We start from the raw sequence: 15,940 nt of genomic DNA, 5'->3' as shown, positions 1-15,940 counted from the left end.
GACTGTGGTCCGCCTGGGGGTGAGCTGTGTGTCCGGACCCCTGTCCCCGTAACGCCCGGACCCCTGTCCCCGTAACGCCCGGACTCCACCCCTGGAACACCCGGACCCACACCCCTGGAACACCCGGATCGCGTGCTCGGAAAGCCCGTACAACTTTCGTACGTCCCTGCGAGTCATCTGGGGCGAGCGCGCCGGGGGCGCGTTCGTATCGGTTCAAGGGGATGGGAAGCCTCCATGACTCACCGGATAGCCCGGGGTGCCCGTGTGCTCGCAGCGAGCCTCGGTGCCGGGGTGATCGTGCCGTTCGCGTTCGCCGCGGCCCCCGCCGCCGCGACGGCGCCCACGGTCAGCTGTACATCGGCCAAGGCCGGCCTCGCCACCAAGCTGCAGAGGGACATCACCGCGGCTCTCGCGAACCGCAGGGGCACGGTCGCGGTCGCTCTCTACGACCGTACGACCAAGACCACCTGCACACTCCGCGCCACCACATCCTTCGACTCGGCCAGCACGGTGAAGGTCACGGTCCTCGCCGCGCTGCTCTGGGACGCGAAGAAGCACAACCGCTACCTGACGAGCACCGAGACGTCGCTCGCCACCGCCATGATCACAAAGTCGGACAACGCCGCGACCAGCAAGCTCTGGCAGCAGCTCGGGCTCACGAAGATCAAGGGCTTCCTGACCGCCGCGGGGATGACGAAGACCACGCCGGGCGCCGGCGGCTACTGGGGTCTGACGCAGATCAACGTCACCGACGAGCAGAAGCTGCTCAAGCTCGTCACCGCCAAGAACACGGTGCTCAGCGACAACTCGCGCGCGTACATCCTGAAGCTCATGGGCAAGGTCATCTCCTCGCAGCGCTGGGGGACACCGGCCGGGGCGCCCTCGACGGTCGCCGTGCACGTCAAGAACGGCTGGCTCTCGCGCTCCACGAACGCCTGGCGGGTGCACAGCCTCGGCACCTTCAACGGCGGCGGCCACGACTACATGATCTCGGTGCTCACGCACGGCAACAGCACCATGGACTACGGCGTCGCCACGATCCAGGGCGTCGCCAAGGCCATCCACAAGGACCTCGTGCCGGTCACCGTCACCGCCCAGCGGTACACGCCGACGACGACGCCGAAGGAGGCGTTCCCGGCCGTTCCCGCGAACTGAACCGGGCCGTACCTCCTCGTCCGCCCGCCGGCCGCCCCGCCCGGCGGGCGGCCGAATTGTTGCGGAGGGATGAAATCCGCTCCTTCCGGCGTTGGTGCCTTCCGGCGGAGTGAGATCTACGGAAGGCACCGGAGTGACGACGGAGCGGGGATGGGCACGGCGGCTCGCCGGGTACGCATGGCGGTACCCGAAGGACGTGGTGCTCGCGCTCGGCTCCTCGCTGGGCGGCATGGCCGTGATGGCGGTGGTCCCGCTGATCACCAAGGTGGTCATCGACGACGTCATCAGTGATCACAGCCGAGGCATGGCCCCCTGGGCGGGCGCGCTCCTCGGCGCGGCCGTCCTCGTCTACGCCCTCACCTTCATCCGCCGCTACTACGGCGGCCGGCTCGCCCTCGACGTCCAGCACGATCTCCGTACCGACATGTACGGGACGATCACCCGGCTGGACGGGCGGCGCCAGGACGAGCTGTCCACCGGGCAGGTCGTGGGCCGCGCGACCAGCGACCTCCAGCTGATCCAGGGTCTGCTCTTCATGCTCCCGATGACCATCGGGAACATCCTGCTCTTCCTGATCTCCCTCGGGATCATGGCCGCGCTGTCCCTGCCGCTCACCCTGGTCGCGCTGGCCGTCGCCCCGGCCCTGTGGTTCGTCGCCAAGCGCAGCCGCTCCAAGCTGCACCCGGCCACCTGGTACGCGCAGGCGCAGGCCGCCGCCGTGGCGGGCGTGGTCGACGGCGCGGTCAGCGGGGTCCGAGTGGTGAAGGGCTTCGGGCAGGAGGACCAGGAGACCGGCAAGCTGCGCGAGGTCGGGCGGCGGCTCTTCGCGGGGCGGCTGCGGACCATCCGGCTGAACGCCAAGTACACCCCGGCCCTCCAGGCCGTGCCCGCCCTCGGCCAGGTCGCGATGCTCGCCCTCGGCGGCTGGCTGGCGGTACGCGGCCAGATCACGCTGGGCACCTTCGTGGCGTTCTCCACGTACCTCGCGCAGCTCGTCGGGCCGGTGCGGATGCTGGCCGTCGTCCTCACCGTCGGGCAGCAGGCCCGCGCCGGCGCCGAGCGGGTCCTCGAGCTCATCGACACCGAGCCGTCGATCAAGGACGGCACCAAGGCCCTGCCGGCCGACGCGCCCGCCACCGTCGAGTTCGACGACGTGTCGTTCGGGTACGAGGAGGGCCGGCCGGTCCTGGACGGGCTGAGCTTCGAGATCCGGTCCGGCGAGACCCTCGCCGTGGTCGGCTCGTCCGGCTCCGGCAAGTCGACGGTCTCGCTGCTGATGCCCCGCTTCTACGACGTGACGCACGGCGCCGTCCTCGTCGGCGGGCACGACGTCCGCGAGCTGACCACCCAGTCGCTGCGCGCCGCGATCGGGCTCGTCCCCGAGGACTCCTTCCTCTTCTCCGACACCGTGCGCGCCAACATCGCCTACGGCCGCCCCGACGCCACCCAGGACGAGATCGAGACCGCGGCCCGTGCCGCCCAGGCCGACCGGTTCATCGCGGAGCTGCCAGGCGGCTACGACACCACGGTCGGCGAGCACGGACTCACCCTCTCCGGAGGGCAGCGCCAGCGCGTCGCGCTCGCCCGCGCGATCCTCACCGACCCGCGGCTGCTCGTCCTCGACGACGCCACCTCCGCCGTGGACGCCCGGGTCGAGCACGAGATCCACGAGGCTCTGAAGCACGTCATGGAGGGCCGCACGACCCTGCTGATCGCGCACCGGCGCTCCACCCTCAACCTCGCCGACCGCATCGCCGTCCTGGACGGCGGCCGGCTCGCCGACATCGGTACCCACGAGGAACTCCAGGCCCGCTCCGCCCTCTACCGGCGGCTGCTCACCGACCCCGACGAGCTGGGCGGGGTCTCCCCGGGACACGCCCTGCCGGCGGCACCGCGGGAGGACACCTCCGTACGCGACGAGCTGGACGCCGAGTTCGACGCCGAGCGCGGGCTGACACCGCGTCTGTGGACCGGCGACCGCGAGCCCAGGGACACCGCGCTCGACGGCATGCCCGGCACACCCGGACTCCTCGCCCAGGTCGAGGCGCTGCCCCCGGCCACCGAGCTCCCGGACATCGACGAGGCGGCCGCGGTCCGGGCCGAGGACTCGTACGGTCTGCGCAGGCTGCTGCGCGGCTTCCGGGCCCCGCTGCTCATCAGCCTCGCCCTGGTCGCCGTCGACGCGGTGATGACGCTGCTGCTGCCCGTGCTGATCCGGCACGGCATCGACGACGGCGTCACCCGGCTCGCGTACAGCGCCGTGTGGGTGGCGGCCGGGTTCGCGCTGGTCACCGTGCTCGTCCAGTGGGCGGCGCAGATCGGCGAGACCCGGATGACGGGCCGGACCGGCGAGCGGGTCCTGTACGCGCTGCGCCTGAAGATCTTCGCGCAGCTCCAGCGCCTAGGCCTCGACTACTACGAGCGGGAGCTCACGGGCCGGATCATGACCCGGATGACGACCGACGTCGACGCGCTGTCGACGTTCCTGCAGACCGGTCTGGTCACCGCCTTCGTCTCCGTCGTCACCTTCTTCGGCATCATGTTCGCCCTGCTCGTGATCGACGTACAGCTGGCGCTCGTCGTCTTCGTGACGCTGCCGCCGCTGGTCATCGGCACGTTCTTCTTCCGCCGGGCGAGCGTCAAGGCGTACGAACTGGCCCGCGAGCGGGTGTCGGTGGTCAACGCCGACCTCCAGGAGTCGGTGTCCGGGCTGCGGATCCTCCAGGCGTTCCGGCGCGAGGACGCGAGCGGGCGGCGGTTCGCGGAAGGCAGCGACAGCTACCGCAGGGCGCGGATCCGCGGGCAGTGGCTGATCTCCGTCTACTTCCCGTTCGTGCAGCTGCTGTCCTCGGCGGCCGCGGCGGCGGTGCTGATCGTCGGCGCCCACCGGATCGACGCCGGCACGCTCAGCACCGGCGCGCTGGTCGCCTACCTCCTCTACATCGACCTGTTCTTCGCTCCCGTGCAGCAGCTCTCGCAGGTCTTCGACGGCTATCAGCAGGCCACCGTCTCGCTGGGCCGCATCCAGGAACTGCTCCGGGAGCCGACGTCGACGAAGGCCGCCGACGAGCCGCTGGAGGTGCCGTCGCTGCGGGGGGAGATCGCCTTCGAGGACGTCGACTTCGCGTACGGCCCCGCGGACGAGGCCGAGGAGGCGCTCAGCGCGGTGTCGTTGCGCATCCCCGCCGGGCAGACCGTCGCGTTCGTCGGTGAGACCGGCGCGGGCAAGTCGACGCTGGTGAAGCTGGTCGCGCGCTTCTACGACCCGACGGGCGGGCGGGTGACGGTCGACGGCACGGACCTGCGCGACCTCGACATCACCGCCTACCGGCACCGGCTCGGTGTCGTCCCCCAGGAGGCCTACCTCTTCCAGGGCACCGTCCGCGACGCCATCGCCTACGGTCGTCCGGGCGCCACCGACGCCGAGGTGGAGGCCGCCGCCCGCGCGGTCGGCGCCCACGACATGATCGCCACGCTGGACGGCGGCTATCTCCACGAGGTCGCCGAGCGCGGCCGCAACCTCTCCGCCGGCCAGCGCCAGTTGATCGCGCTGGCCCGCGCGGAGCTGGTCGATCCGGACGTCCTGCTCCTCGACGAGGCGACGGCGGCGCTGGACCTGGCGACGGAGGCCCTGGTCAACCAGGCCACCGACCGGCTGGCGGGCCGCCGGACGACGCTGGTGGTCGCCCACCGGCTGACGACGGCCGCCCGCGCGGACCGGGTCGTGCTGATGGACCACGGCCGCGTCACCGAGGACGGCACCCACGACGAACTGCTCCGGCTCGACGGCCGTTACGCCGCGTTGTGGCGGACGTTCGTGGGTGCCCCGGAACCCGAGGAGCCCGTCAGCTCTTCGGCTTGATGTCGGAGATCTTCTTCGTCGCCAGATCCGACTGCACCGTCAGATAGGTGTACGTCGGATGCCGGTCGGAGCCCCAGGTCAGCCGGACCGTCGACCACGTGTGCCCGGCGCCGCTGTCGCCCGGCGTCACCTTCCAGGCGCGCGGCACGTCCTGGGCGCGCAGCACCCCGTCGGCGTGCCGGCGGTTCTCCCAGGTCGTCAGCCGGGAGCGCAGCCCCGAGCTCAGGTAGAAGGACCGCAGCTGGGTGCTGAGGCGGCCCGAGCCGGAGTCGGTCACGGAGTCGATGTAGGCGCCGTAGAAGTCGGCCACGCGGTCGTAGGCGGGACCGTTGCTCCCGCTGCGGGCGGGCGGTGGGGCGGTGGAACGCGCGACGGCCGGTACGGAGGCACCGGCGGTGATCAGAAGGGCCGCGGCGACGAGTGCGCGGCTGGTCGTGCGGGAGGGCTTGATGCCGGACATGGACTACCGCCTTTCGTTTCCTGATCAGTTGGACCCCGGGTAAACGGGCACGGTTGCCCCGAAAAAGGAAAAAACCTCGCACGGGTGAAGCGCGGACCGACCAAGCCGCTCCAGCGGTGCGCAACCATCCGCCATACGTTCCGCGTCCGTACACCAGTACGCTGATTGCTGCGGGAGGGACGACAGTGGACAGTGGTGCGATACGCCGACGGCTGGCGCTCGGCGTGGCCGTGCTGACCGCGTCCGGGCTGCTCGCGCTCACGAGCCCGGGAAGCGCCCACGCCGCCCCCTCCTCCTGCTCGGGCCGCAAGGTCCGCACGCTGCCCTTCACGACCGGTTCCGTGCACGTGTACAAGCGCGGCGGCTACGTCTGCGCCGCGACCTTCCCCAAGGCGCACGGCTCCCGCAAGCGGATGTCCGTCAGCGTGCAGGCACGCGGCGGCCGGCCGGTGATCGACGCGGGGCACTTCGCGCATCACGCGGGCCCGGTGACCGTGTACGCGGGCCACCGCTGCGTCCGGATCAAGGGCTCGGTCGGCTCGGGCTCGATGAGCTCCGGCTGGATCCTCTGCTGAACCCCCTCTGCCGAGCGGTACGCCCTCGGAGCTGAGCCGTGCGCCCACGGAAACCCTCGCGCCCTGACGGCAGCCCGGCCCGGCGTGCTCGGCCGCTCACCGAAAGCTCACAGTGTTGGCCCAAGAACCCCTGGTGTCACGGGAGTTGCTCCGCTAGGTTCCGGCGGACATCTGCGTATTCCCAGGGGAGGGTGCATGCGCAAGGCGCTCAGATGGCTGCTGGCGCTCACTGTGTTCATAGGCACGTTGAGCACGGCCGGGGCGGCCACCGCCGCCCAGCCGGAGGCCACCGCCACGACCGGTACCACCGCCACGACCGGTACCACCGGCACGACCGACGAGGACATCCTGGACCGGCTTCTCGCGATCCCGGGCATGAGCCTGATCCAGGAGAAGCCGTACACCGGCTACCGGTTCTTCGTCCTGAACTACACCCAGCCGGTCGACCACCGGCACCCGTCCAAGGGCACGTTCCAGCAGCGCATCACGGTGCTGCACAAGGACACCGCGCGCCCGACGGTCTTCTACACCGGCGGCTACAACGTCTCCGCCAACCCGAGCCGACGCGAGCCGACCCAGATCGTGGACGGCAACCAGGTCTCGATGGAGTACCGCTTCTTCACACCGTCCCGGCCCGACCCGGCCGACTGGTCCAAGCTCGACATCTGGCAGGCGGCCAGCGACCAGCACCGCATCTTCCAGGCGCTGAAGCCCGTCTACGGCAAGAAGTGGATCTCCACAGGCGGCTCCAAGGGCGGCATGACCGCCACGTACTACGAGCGCTTCTACCCGCGCGACATGGACGGAGTGGTCGCCTACGTCGCGCCCAACGACGTCGTCAACGACGAGGACCCCGCGTACGACCGCTTCTTCGCCGCCGTCGGCACCAAGGAGTGCCGCGACAAACTGAACGCCGTGCAGCGCGAGGCCCTCGTGCGCCGGGAGCCGCTGGAGAAGAAGTACGCGGCGTACGCCGCCGACAACGGCTACACCTTCACCACCGTCGGCAGCCTCGACAAGGCGTACGAGGCGGTCGTCCTCGACTACGTGTGGGGCTTCTGGCAGTACAGCCTGCTGTCGGACTGCGACGCGATCCCGGCGGACGCCGCGCACGCGAGCGACGACGACATCTGGAACTCCGTCGACGGCATCTCCGGCTTCTCCGCCTACACCGACCAGGGCCTGGAGACGTACACCCCGTACTACTACCAGGCGGGCACCCAGCTGGGCGCGCCGACGATCCACTTCCCGTACATCGAGAAGAAGTACATCCGCTACGGCTACCAGCCCCCGCGGAACTTCGTGCCGCGCTCCATCCCGATGAAGTTCCACCCGTCGGCGATGCGTGACGTGGACGGCTGGGTCCGCCACCACGCGCACCACATGCTGTTCGTCTACGGCCAGAACGACCCGTGGGGCGCCGAGCGCTTCCGCCTCGGCTCCGGGGCGCGCGACGCGTACGTCTTCACGGCGCCCGGTCTGAACCACGGCGCCAATGTCGCGGGGCTCGTCGCCGACCAGAAGGCGCTCGCCACCGCCCGAATCCTGGAGTGGGCGGGTGTCGCCTCCGCGGCGGTCCAGGCGAACCCGTCGGCGGCCAGGCCGCTCGCGACGTTCGACGCGAAGCTGGACCGGCGTGACGTCGAACGCGACATGACGTAGCGTCCCGGCTGCGTCCGCCCCTGCTCACACCGGGCGGGCGCAGCCCACCGGCCTGGTACCGCCGAGCTCGACATAGAGCTCCGTGGAGGACGGGCACGTGGAGCGGGCCGTGACCGCCGACGTCACCTTGTACTCCGGGCGCCTCTTGCCGGTGCCGTCGCACGCCGTCTCGCGGACCTGCCCGCGGCCCGCGCCGTAGACGCAGTCGCCGACGACGGTGCGGGGCCCTCCGCCGCCGCCCGGGTCTCCGGGATGCGGGGGTTCGAGCTTGCGCATGCAGGCGTAGCCCTGCGGCACGGCGCCGTCGCCGTTCTCGTCGGAGGCGGGCCCGGACTCGCTGATGTGCAGGACGAAGTCCGTGGTCGCCGGGCAGGACGGGCCGTCCGCGACCTTGCCTTCGTAGCGGGCGATCACCCGGGCGGCGGCCCGTTCACTGGTGCAGGACACCTCCGTGAAACTGGTCGTGCCGAAGGAGCTGCACTCGTCGCGGGCGAGGAAGACCGATCCGTAGCCGGAGGGGCGCGTCGCGGCCGGTGCCGGGCCGGGTTCGGCCCCCGGGCCCGACCAGCGGTCGCAGCCCGCGAGGACGGCCGAGGCCAGCAGGAGAGCGCACGCGATTCCTCCGGAACGCCGACACACCGAGCTGGCTCGCATGGCTTCCCCCCGACCCCCGCCCAGCGTGACCCGCCGGGGCAGGCACACGCCAGACATGCGGGCCCCTTTGGCTCACTTGGGGGTGGGGCACCGGGTGGGCTGCGTACGGCTAGTACGTCAACCCGTACCCGATCGGATACAGCACCTGCGCCGGGTCGTCCGCCCGCTGCACCGGAACCGGCAGCTTGCCCCGCGGGTCCACCCGGCCGGCGATCACCCGGGCGGCGGCGCGCAGTTCGACGTCGGTCCAGGAGTAGGCGGCCAGACAGGCGCCGACGCCGGGGAGCTGGGCGACGTCGTACGGGTTGCGGATGGCGACGGCGATCACCGGGACACCCGTGGCGAGGAGGCCCTCGACAAGGGTCTTCTGGGACCCGGTCGCCGTCACGTTGTACGTCCCGACGACCACCGCGTCCGCGTCGGCCGCCGCCGCGACGGCCTTGGCGATCGTCGCCGCCGACGGTGCCGTACCCGTGGACAGGGCCGTCGCCGTGAAGCCCAGCTCGGTCAGCGCACCGGCGAGAACGGTGGTGGGCGGCCCGTCGGACAGCGAGGGGGAGGCGGGGTCGGCGCCCACCACCAGCACCTTCGGGGTGCGCCGCCGGGACAGCGGGAGCAGCCCCTCCTTGTTGACCAGCAACGTGGTGGTGCGCTCGGCGATCCGGTCGGCCGCTTTGAGGTGCGCCGGAGTGCCGACCGCACGGTCGACGCCCGCGTCACGGACGTAGGGGTCGGTCAGCAGCCCGAGCTTCGACTTGAGCCTCAGAACGCGCAGGATCGACTCGTCGAGGCGGGCCTCGGTCAGCTCGCCGCCGCGTACGGCGTTCAGCACCGCGTTCCACGCGACGTTCAGGTCTGGCGGGTTGAGGAGCTGGTCGACACCGGCCTTGAGGGCGAGGACGGGGACGCGGTCGTCGCCGTACTTCGTCCGGACGCCCTCCATGCCCAGCGAGTCCGTCACCACGACGCCGTCGTAGCCGAGTTCCCCGCGCAGGATGCCGGTGAGGATCGGGTGCGAGAGGGTCGCGGGGTCGCCGGCCGCATCGAGCGCCGGGACCATGATGTGCGCGGTCATGATCGAGTCGATGCCGGCGCGGACGGCCGCCCGGAAGGGCACCGCGTCGAGCGTCGACCACAGGTCGCGGCTGTGGGTGATGACGGGGAAGCCGAAGTGGCTGTCGACGGCGGTGTCGCCGTGGCCGGGGAAGTGCTTGGCGGTGGCCGCGACACCCGAGCCCTGGTAGCCCTTCACCTCGGCCGTCACCAGGCCCGCCACCGCGTCCGGGTCGGCGCCGAAGGAGCGGACACCGATCACCGGGTTGGCCGGGTTGACGTTCACATCGGCGACGGGGGAGTAGTCCTGGCGGATGCCGAGCGCGCGCAGTTCGGCGCCGCCGATGCGGCCCACCTCCCGGGCGTCGGCCCGCGAGCCGCCCGCGCCCAGCGCCATGGCGCCCGGGAACAGCGTCGCGGGCTTGCCCACACGAGCCACTATCCCGTGTTCCTGGTCGGTAGAGATGAGCAGGGGCAGTCCGCGCGGCTGTTCCAGCGAAGCCCGCTGGATCCCGTTCGACAGCGCGGCGATCTGATGCGGATCGTGGGTGTTGTGCGCCCAGCTGAAGTAGATGATGCCGCCGACGCGGTACTTGGCGATCAGCTCGGCGGCCGTGCGGACGCCGATCTCCTTGAGGTTGGCGTCGATGTCGGCCTGGTCGGGTGCGGTGGCCGAATGGCCGTACACCCGCATCACGAACAGCTGGCCGACCTTCTCCTCCAGCGTCATACGGGAGATGAGGGCGCGCAGTGCCTTGTCGCCGTACGGGCCGGTCCCGGCCGCGTGGGCGTGCGGGCCCGCGGCCAGCGCGGCGGTGACGCCCGCCGTGGCGGCGAGAACCGTACGCCGGGAGGGTCCTGACGGTCTGTCCGGCTCGGTGGGTCCGGACGGTCTTGCGGTGCTTCCCGTGCTGGAGTCGCGCACAAGCGCTCCTTCCCTCGTGAAGGAAACTTCCAAGGAGTCACGATTATCCGGGAAGTTTCTTCCAGTCAAGGGTGTGCACAGTATCCGGGAAGGGGCCGTCACCGGCGCAGTTGGAGGGGGGCGCGCCGGTGACGGCGTGCTGCCGGCCGCAGGCGGCGGAGAGGGTTGGTCAGCGATCGCAGCCAGCAGCGAAGCCGACACCGCACTGCGGTGACTCATCCGGCAGCATGCGGATGGGACGAAGCGGGAGGGGCCCGGGTTCCCCGGATCGGGGGGAACGCCGGAAGTCGGTGCGGCTGGGGTGACTGAGGACGGTGGGCCCTCTCAACCGCGCGCCGACACCGCAGGCCAGTGGGACCGGAGCGTGCGGACCGTCTCGGCGATGGCCGGCCGGCGCGCCGCCCCGGAGCGCCACAGCGCGTACAGGCGGCGGACGGGCAGGGGGTCGAGCGGTACCTCCACCACACCCGCGGGCAGGGGGCCCCGGCCGAGGCGCGGGATGAGGGCGACGCCGAGGCCGGCGCCGACGAGGGCGACGAGGGTCGGGTTCTCCTCGGCCTGGTGGACGATGTCCGGCTCGTGGCCCGCCTCGCGCAGCGTGCGGACCAGCCAGTCGTGGCAGACCCGCCCCGGCGGCTGGCAGATCCACCGCTCACCGACCAGCTCGCCCCGCCGTACGGAGGTCCGCCCCGCGAACGGGTGCCCGGCGGGTACGAGCAGATCGCACAGGTCGTCACCGATCACCGCCTGCTCCACCCCCGGTGGGGCGGGCAGCGGGGCGATGTCCCAGTCGTGCGCGACGGCCAGGTCGACCGCGCCCTTGGCGACCAGATCGACGGACAGATGCGGGTCGACCTCCGTCAGGCGGGTGTCCAGGGCCGGGTGCCGCGCGGCCAGATCGGCCAGGACGGCGGGCATCAGACCACGCGCCGCCGAGGCGAACGCGGCCACGGTCAGCCGCCCCGCGGGCATCCCCCGGCGCTCTTCCAGCTCGGTCTCCGCCCGCTCCACGATCGCCAGCAACTCCTGTGCGGTGGTGGCGAGTTGTTCGGCCTGCTCGGTGAGCCTGACACCGCGTCCGCGCCGCTCCAGCAGGACGGTCCTGGTCTCCCGCTCCAGCTTCGCGATCTGCTGGGACACGGCGGACGGGGTGTAGCCGAGCGCGGCCGCGGCGGCGCCGACCGTGCCGTGCACCGAGACGGCGTGCAGGGCGCGCAGGCGCTGGAGATCGAGCATGGGGGCCTCCCGGGATGCGGCATCGCTCACCTCCCAGCTTACGTAAGCATTGCTTCATCCATCCATGCAGATATTCGCGCTGGTGCTACATGGTGGTGGCGTCGGATGCTCGACGCATGCGACCCGCCCACATCAGCCTCGCCGTTCTCGTCGCCGCCGTCTGGGGCGTGAACTTCACCGTCATCGAGATCGGGCTCGACCACTTCCCGCCCCTGCTCTTCTCGGCCCTGCGCTTCCTGGTGGCAGCCCTGCCCGCCGTGTTCCTCGTCGGCCGCCCCAAGGTGGCGTGGAAGTGGATCGTGGCGGTCGGACTCGCCCTCGGTCGCGAAGTTCGGGCTGCTGTTCATCGGCATGGACGCGGGGATGCCCGCCGGACTGTCGTCCCTCGTGCTCCAGATCCAGGCCGTGTTCACCGCGCTCATCGCCTTCGCCTTCCTCGGCGAACGCCCCACCCGCGTCAAGCTGTGCGGCATGGCGGTGGCCCTGTGCGGAGTGGGCCTGGCCGCCGTCGACGAGGGCACGGCCGGTCCCCTCGGCGCCTTCGCCCTGGTCATCGCGGCGGCGGCCTGCTGGGGTCTGTCCAACGTCCTCACCCGCAAGGCGTCCCCACCCGACCCGCTGAACTTCATGGTGTGGGTGAGCACCGTCCCCGTCCTCCCGCTGCTCGGCCTGTCCCTGCTCACCGAGGGCCCCACCCGCGACCTCGACGCCCTGCGCGCCCTGGACTGGCAGGGCGCCGGAGTCGTCGTCTACGTCGCCTGGATCACCACCGTCTTCGGCTTCGGCGCCTGGGGCTGGCTGCTGCACCGGCACCCCGCGTCCACGGTCGCGCCCTTCTCGCTCCTCGTCCCGGTCTTCGGGATGTCGTCGGCGGCGCTGTTCCTGGGCGAGCCGATCGGCCCGCTGCGGTGGGGAGCGGCGGCCCTGCTGGTGGGCGGGGTGGCGCTCACCTCGCGGGCGCCACGGAAGGTCCAGTCGGCGGACGTTCCAGCGCGGGAGCGGGCCGGGACGCCAGCATGACCACATGGCCGTTGTCGACATTCCCGGTTCCAAGTCCATCACCGCCCGCGCGCTCTTCCTGGCGGCGGCGGCCGACGGGGTCACCCGCCTCGTCCGCCCGCTGCGCTCGGACGACACCGAGGGCTTCGCGGAGGGCCTGACCCGGCTCGGCTACCGCGTCGGCCGGACCCCGGACACCTGGCACATCGACGGCCGCCCGCAGGGTCCGGCGGCGGCCCGGGCGGACGTGTACTGCCGGGACGGCGCGACCACGGCCCGCTTCCTGCCGACACTCGCCGCCGCCGGCCACGGCACCTACCGCTTCGACGCCTCCGCCCAGATGCGCCGCCGTCCGCTGGGGCCCCTGTCGAAGGCGTTGCGCGACCTCGGCGTGGACCTGCGGCACGAGGAGGCGGAGGGCCACCACCCGCTGCGTATCGCGGCGTCCGGGGTGGAGGGCGGCACGGTCACCCTCGACGCCGGCCAGTCGTCCCAGTACCTCACCGCCCTGCTCCTGCTGGGACCGCTGACCCGCAAGGGCCTGCGCATCGAGGTCACCGACCTGGTCTCCGCGCCGTACGTCGGGATCACCCTCGCGATGATGCGCGCGTTCGGGGCGGACGTACGCGTGGACGGCGACGTCTTCGAGGTGGCGCCCGGCGGCTACCGGGCCACCACCTACCCCGTCGAGCCCGACGCCTCCACCGCGAGCTACTTCTTCGCGGCGGCCGCCCTGACCGGCCGCGAGATCACCGTCCACGGCCTCGGCGCGCCGGCGCTCCAGGGCGACCTCGGCTTCGTGGACGTCCTGCGCCGGATGGGCGCGCACGTGGCGAGCGGGTCCGACCGCACGACGGTGCGCGGCACCGGTGAACTGCGCGGTCTCACCGTCAACATGCGGGACATCTCCGACACCATGCCGACCCTCGCCGCCATCGCCCCCTTCGCCTCGGGCCCGGTCCGGATCGAGGACGTCGCCAACACACGGGTCAAGGAGTGCGACCGGCTGGAGGCCTGCGCGGAGAACCTCCGGAGGCTCGGCGTCCGTGTGGAGACCGGTCCCGACTGGATCGAGATCCACCCGGGCACCCCGGCCGCCGCCGAGATCAGGACGTACGGCGACCACCGCGTCGTCATGGCCTTCGCCGTGACGTCGCTGCGCACCCCGGGCATCGGCTTCGACGACCCGGGATGCGTCCGCAAGACCTTCCCGGCCTTCCACGAGGTGTTCGGGGCGTGGGCGGCCGCCGGGGAGGACGGCTGAGCCGGACCGGTGAGCGCCGCGAGGGTCTTGTCGCGGAGATCCCGGGCGGTTAGCTTCGCGACGGACAGCGCCAACCGCGCCTGCGACCCGACTGGGAAAGCGGTCCACAGATGTCCTCCGTCGCCTCCGTTGTCACACTCGCCGTCGTCGGTGCCGGGGACCGGGGCACAGGCCACGCGCGCTGGGCCCTGGCCCGCCCCGGGCGGGCCAGGGTGGTGGCCGTGGCCGAACCGCGGGAGACCCGGCGGCGCCGGTTCGCGGCGGCCCACGACCTGGAACCGGACGCCGCGGTGGACGACTGGCGGGTGCTGGCCGCCCGCGGCCGGATCGCGGACGCCGTGCTGATCTGCACCCTCGACCGCGAACACCTCGAACCCGTCCTGGAGTTCGCGGCCCTCGGCTATCACATCCTGCTGGAGAAGCCGATGGCCCTGACCGAGGACGAGTGCCGGCGGATCGTCGACGCCGTGGAGAAGGCCGGGGTGATCCTCGCGGTCGGGCACGTCCTGCGCTACACCCGGTACACCCGCGCCGTGAAGGAGGTCGTCGACTCCGGCCGGCTCGGCGACATCGTCAATGTCCAGCACCTGGAACCCGTCGGCTTCTGGCACCAGGCGCACTCCTTCGTCCGCGGCAACTGGGGCCGTACGGACCGGGCGACGTCCATGCTGATGGCCAAGTCGTGCCACGACCTGGACTGGTTGCAGTACATCCTCGGGCAACCCCCCGTACGCGTCTCCAGTTTCGGACGTCTCTCGCACTTCCGGCCCGAGAACAGGCCCGAGGGCGCCGCCGACCGCTGCCTGGACTGCGCGGTGGAGAGCGACTGCCCCTACTCCGCCCGGCGCGAGTACGGCGACCGGCTCGCCCGCGGCGAACACCACTGGCCGCTGAGCGTGCTGGTCGACGACTTCACGCCCGAGGCACTGGAGACCGCCCTGCGCGAGGGCCCCTACGGGCGGTGCGTGTACGCCTGCGACAACGACGTGGTCGACCATCAGGTGGTGTCCATGGAGTTCGCCTCCGGGGCCACCGCCAGTTTCACCATGACCGCCTTCACCGAACAGGCCGACCGCCGGACCCGGATCTTCGGGACGCGGGGCGAACTGCGCGGCGACGGCGCCGGCGTGAGCGTCTACGACTTCCTGACCCGGACCGAGGAGACCGTCGACCTCGCGGGCCTGGGCGGCATGGACGCGGCGGGCGGCCACGGGGGTGGTGACGCCGGGCTGATGGACGCCTTCGTCGCCGCCGTGGCCACCGGGAACCCCGACCTGGTGAAGTCCGGCCCGCGCGAGTCCCTGACCAGCCATCTCACCGTCCTGGCCGCCGAACGAGCCCGGTACGCGGGCACCGTCGAGGACGTATAAGCGCTGGACACGGGCCGCTCCCACCGCATAGGAATCGCAGCTCGGACACATACCGGGCGACAAAGGGGTGCGGGGCGTTGGGTTTCCAGATGAAGGGGCCGGTTCTCGAAGGCGCGCTGGTACGGCTGGAGCCGCTCGGCCACCGGCACGCGGCCGACCTCGCCGAGGCCGCGGAGGAGCACCGGGACTCGTACGCGTTCACCTGGGTGCCCCGGGCCGAGGAGATCGGGGACTACGTCGACGCGCAGCTCGCCCGCGCCGCGACGGGCATGCTCGCGCCCTACGCGCAGGTGTCCCTCGCCTCCGGACGGGCGGTCGGCGCCACGGCGTACTGGGAGCCGCGGTGCTGGCGGTCGGACGACCGGCTCGACGCCGTCGAGGTCGGGTTCACCTGGCTCGCGTCCTCCGCGCAGGGCACCGGGGTGAACGCCGAGTCGAAGCTCCTGCTCTTCCGGCACGCCTTCGAGGAATGGGGCGTCGCCCGCGTTGACCTGAAGACCGATGCCCGCAACTCCCGCTCCCGCGCCGCGATCGAGCGCACCGGCGCCCGCCCGGAGGGTGTCCTGCGCAACTGGTCGCGCTCCTGGGCGCCGGGCGAGGACGGCCTGCTCCGCGACTCCGCGATCTACTCGGTGACGGCGGCGGAGTGGCCCGAATGCCGGGACCGGCTGTCCGAGCGGGTGCGCGGAGCGGTTCGCGCGGCCGGGGCGATCGCGCGGTAGGAC

The 15,940-nt window shown here is 71.9% G+C and carries 11 protein-coding genes and 1 pseudogene; 8 read left to right on the top strand and 4 right to left on the bottom strand.

Annotated elements, in window-relative coordinates; translation table 11 throughout:
• Positions 1-234 precede the first annotated feature (234 nt).
• Positions 235-1,155, top strand: a complete 921-nt coding sequence (locus tag ACWD68_RS24680) for a serine hydrolase (RefSeq protein WP_451808610.1) — start codon at positions 235-237, stop codon at positions 1,153-1,155.
• 133 nt (positions 1,156-1,288) lie between these two features.
• Entirely contained in the window at positions 1,289-5,017 is a 3,729-nt protein-coding gene (locus ACWD68_RS24675) for an ABC transporter ATP-binding protein (RefSeq protein ID WP_451808609.1), read from the top strand.
• Here the strand turns inward: ACWD68_RS24675 and ACWD68_RS24670 are convergent.
• Positions 5,001-5,477, bottom strand: coding sequence for a hypothetical protein (locus ACWD68_RS24670; RefSeq protein WP_451808608.1), 477 nt, complete (start codon positions 5,475-5,477; stop codon positions 5,001-5,003). The genes ACWD68_RS24675 and ACWD68_RS24670 overlap by 17 nt on opposite strands.
• A gap of 185 nt (positions 5,478-5,662) precedes the next feature.
• On the opposite strand from ACWD68_RS24670, the gene ACWD68_RS24665 reads away from it, so the two are divergent.
• Both ACWD68_RS24665 and ACWD68_RS24660 read left to right on the top strand, forming a co-directional pair.
• Positions 5,663-6,052 (top strand): hypothetical protein, encoded by a 390-nt coding sequence (locus tag ACWD68_RS24665; protein ID WP_451808607.1) that lies wholly within the window; start codon positions 5,663-5,665, stop codon positions 6,050-6,052.
• Positions 6,053-6,247: 195 nt separating this feature from the next.
• Complete coding sequence (locus tag ACWD68_RS24660) at positions 6,248-7,714, top strand: S28 family serine protease (RefSeq protein WP_451808606.1); 1,467 nt, start codon at positions 6,248-6,250, stop codon at positions 7,712-7,714.
• 24 nt (positions 7,715-7,738) lie between these two features.
• Here the strand turns inward: ACWD68_RS24660 and ACWD68_RS24655 are convergent, their stop codons facing one another.
• From ACWD68_RS24655 to ACWD68_RS24645, 3 genes are all read right to left on the bottom strand, one after another.
• The gene (locus ACWD68_RS24655; protein ID WP_451808605.1) at positions 7,739-8,368 is read right to left on the bottom strand and encodes a hypothetical protein; all 630 of its coding nucleotides are present in this window, start codon (positions 8,366-8,368) and stop codon (positions 7,739-7,741) included.
• Between the two features lie 109 nt (positions 8,369-8,477).
• Positions 8,478-10,346 (bottom strand): glycoside hydrolase family 3 protein, encoded by a 1,869-nt coding sequence (locus ACWD68_RS24650; protein ID WP_451808604.1) that lies wholly within the window; start codon positions 10,344-10,346, stop codon positions 8,478-8,480.
• A 324-nt stretch (positions 10,347-10,670) separates the two neighbouring features.
• Positions 10,671-11,582, bottom strand: coding sequence for a LysR family transcriptional regulator (locus ACWD68_RS24645; protein ID WP_451808603.1), 912 nt, complete (start codon positions 11,580-11,582; stop codon positions 10,671-10,673).
• Between the two features lie 116 nt (positions 11,583-11,698).
• On the opposite strand from ACWD68_RS24645, the pseudogene ACWD68_RS24640 reads away from it, so the two are divergent.
• From ACWD68_RS24640 to ACWD68_RS24625, 4 genes and pseudogenes are all read left to right on the top strand, one after another.
• Positions 11,699-12,602, top strand: a pseudogene (locus ACWD68_RS24640) (EamA family transporter).
• A gap of 4 nt (positions 12,603-12,606) precedes the next feature.
• Positions 12,607-13,845, top strand: coding sequence for a 3-phosphoshikimate 1-carboxyvinyltransferase (gene aroA / locus ACWD68_RS24635; RefSeq protein WP_451808602.1), 1,239 nt, complete (start codon positions 12,607-12,609; stop codon positions 13,843-13,845).
• A 110-nt stretch (positions 13,846-13,955) separates the two neighbouring features.
• On the top strand, positions 13,956-15,215 hold the full coding sequence (locus ACWD68_RS24630; protein ID WP_451808601.1) for a Gfo/Idh/MocA family protein: 1,260 nt from the start codon (positions 13,956-13,958) through the stop codon (positions 15,213-15,215).
• Positions 15,216-15,304: 89 nt separating this feature from the next.
• A complete protein-coding gene (locus ACWD68_RS24625) occupies positions 15,305-15,937 on the top strand; it encodes a GNAT family N-acetyltransferase (protein WP_451808600.1) in 633 nt (210 codons plus the stop codon).
• The last annotated feature ends 3 nt before the right edge of the window (positions 15,938-15,940 follow it).

This window comes from Streptomyces sp. NPDC005141 (genome assembly GCF_053599975.1).
The sequence above is the reverse complement of the archived record's forward strand: the minus strand, read 5'-3'. Positions and strand labels throughout refer to the sequence as shown.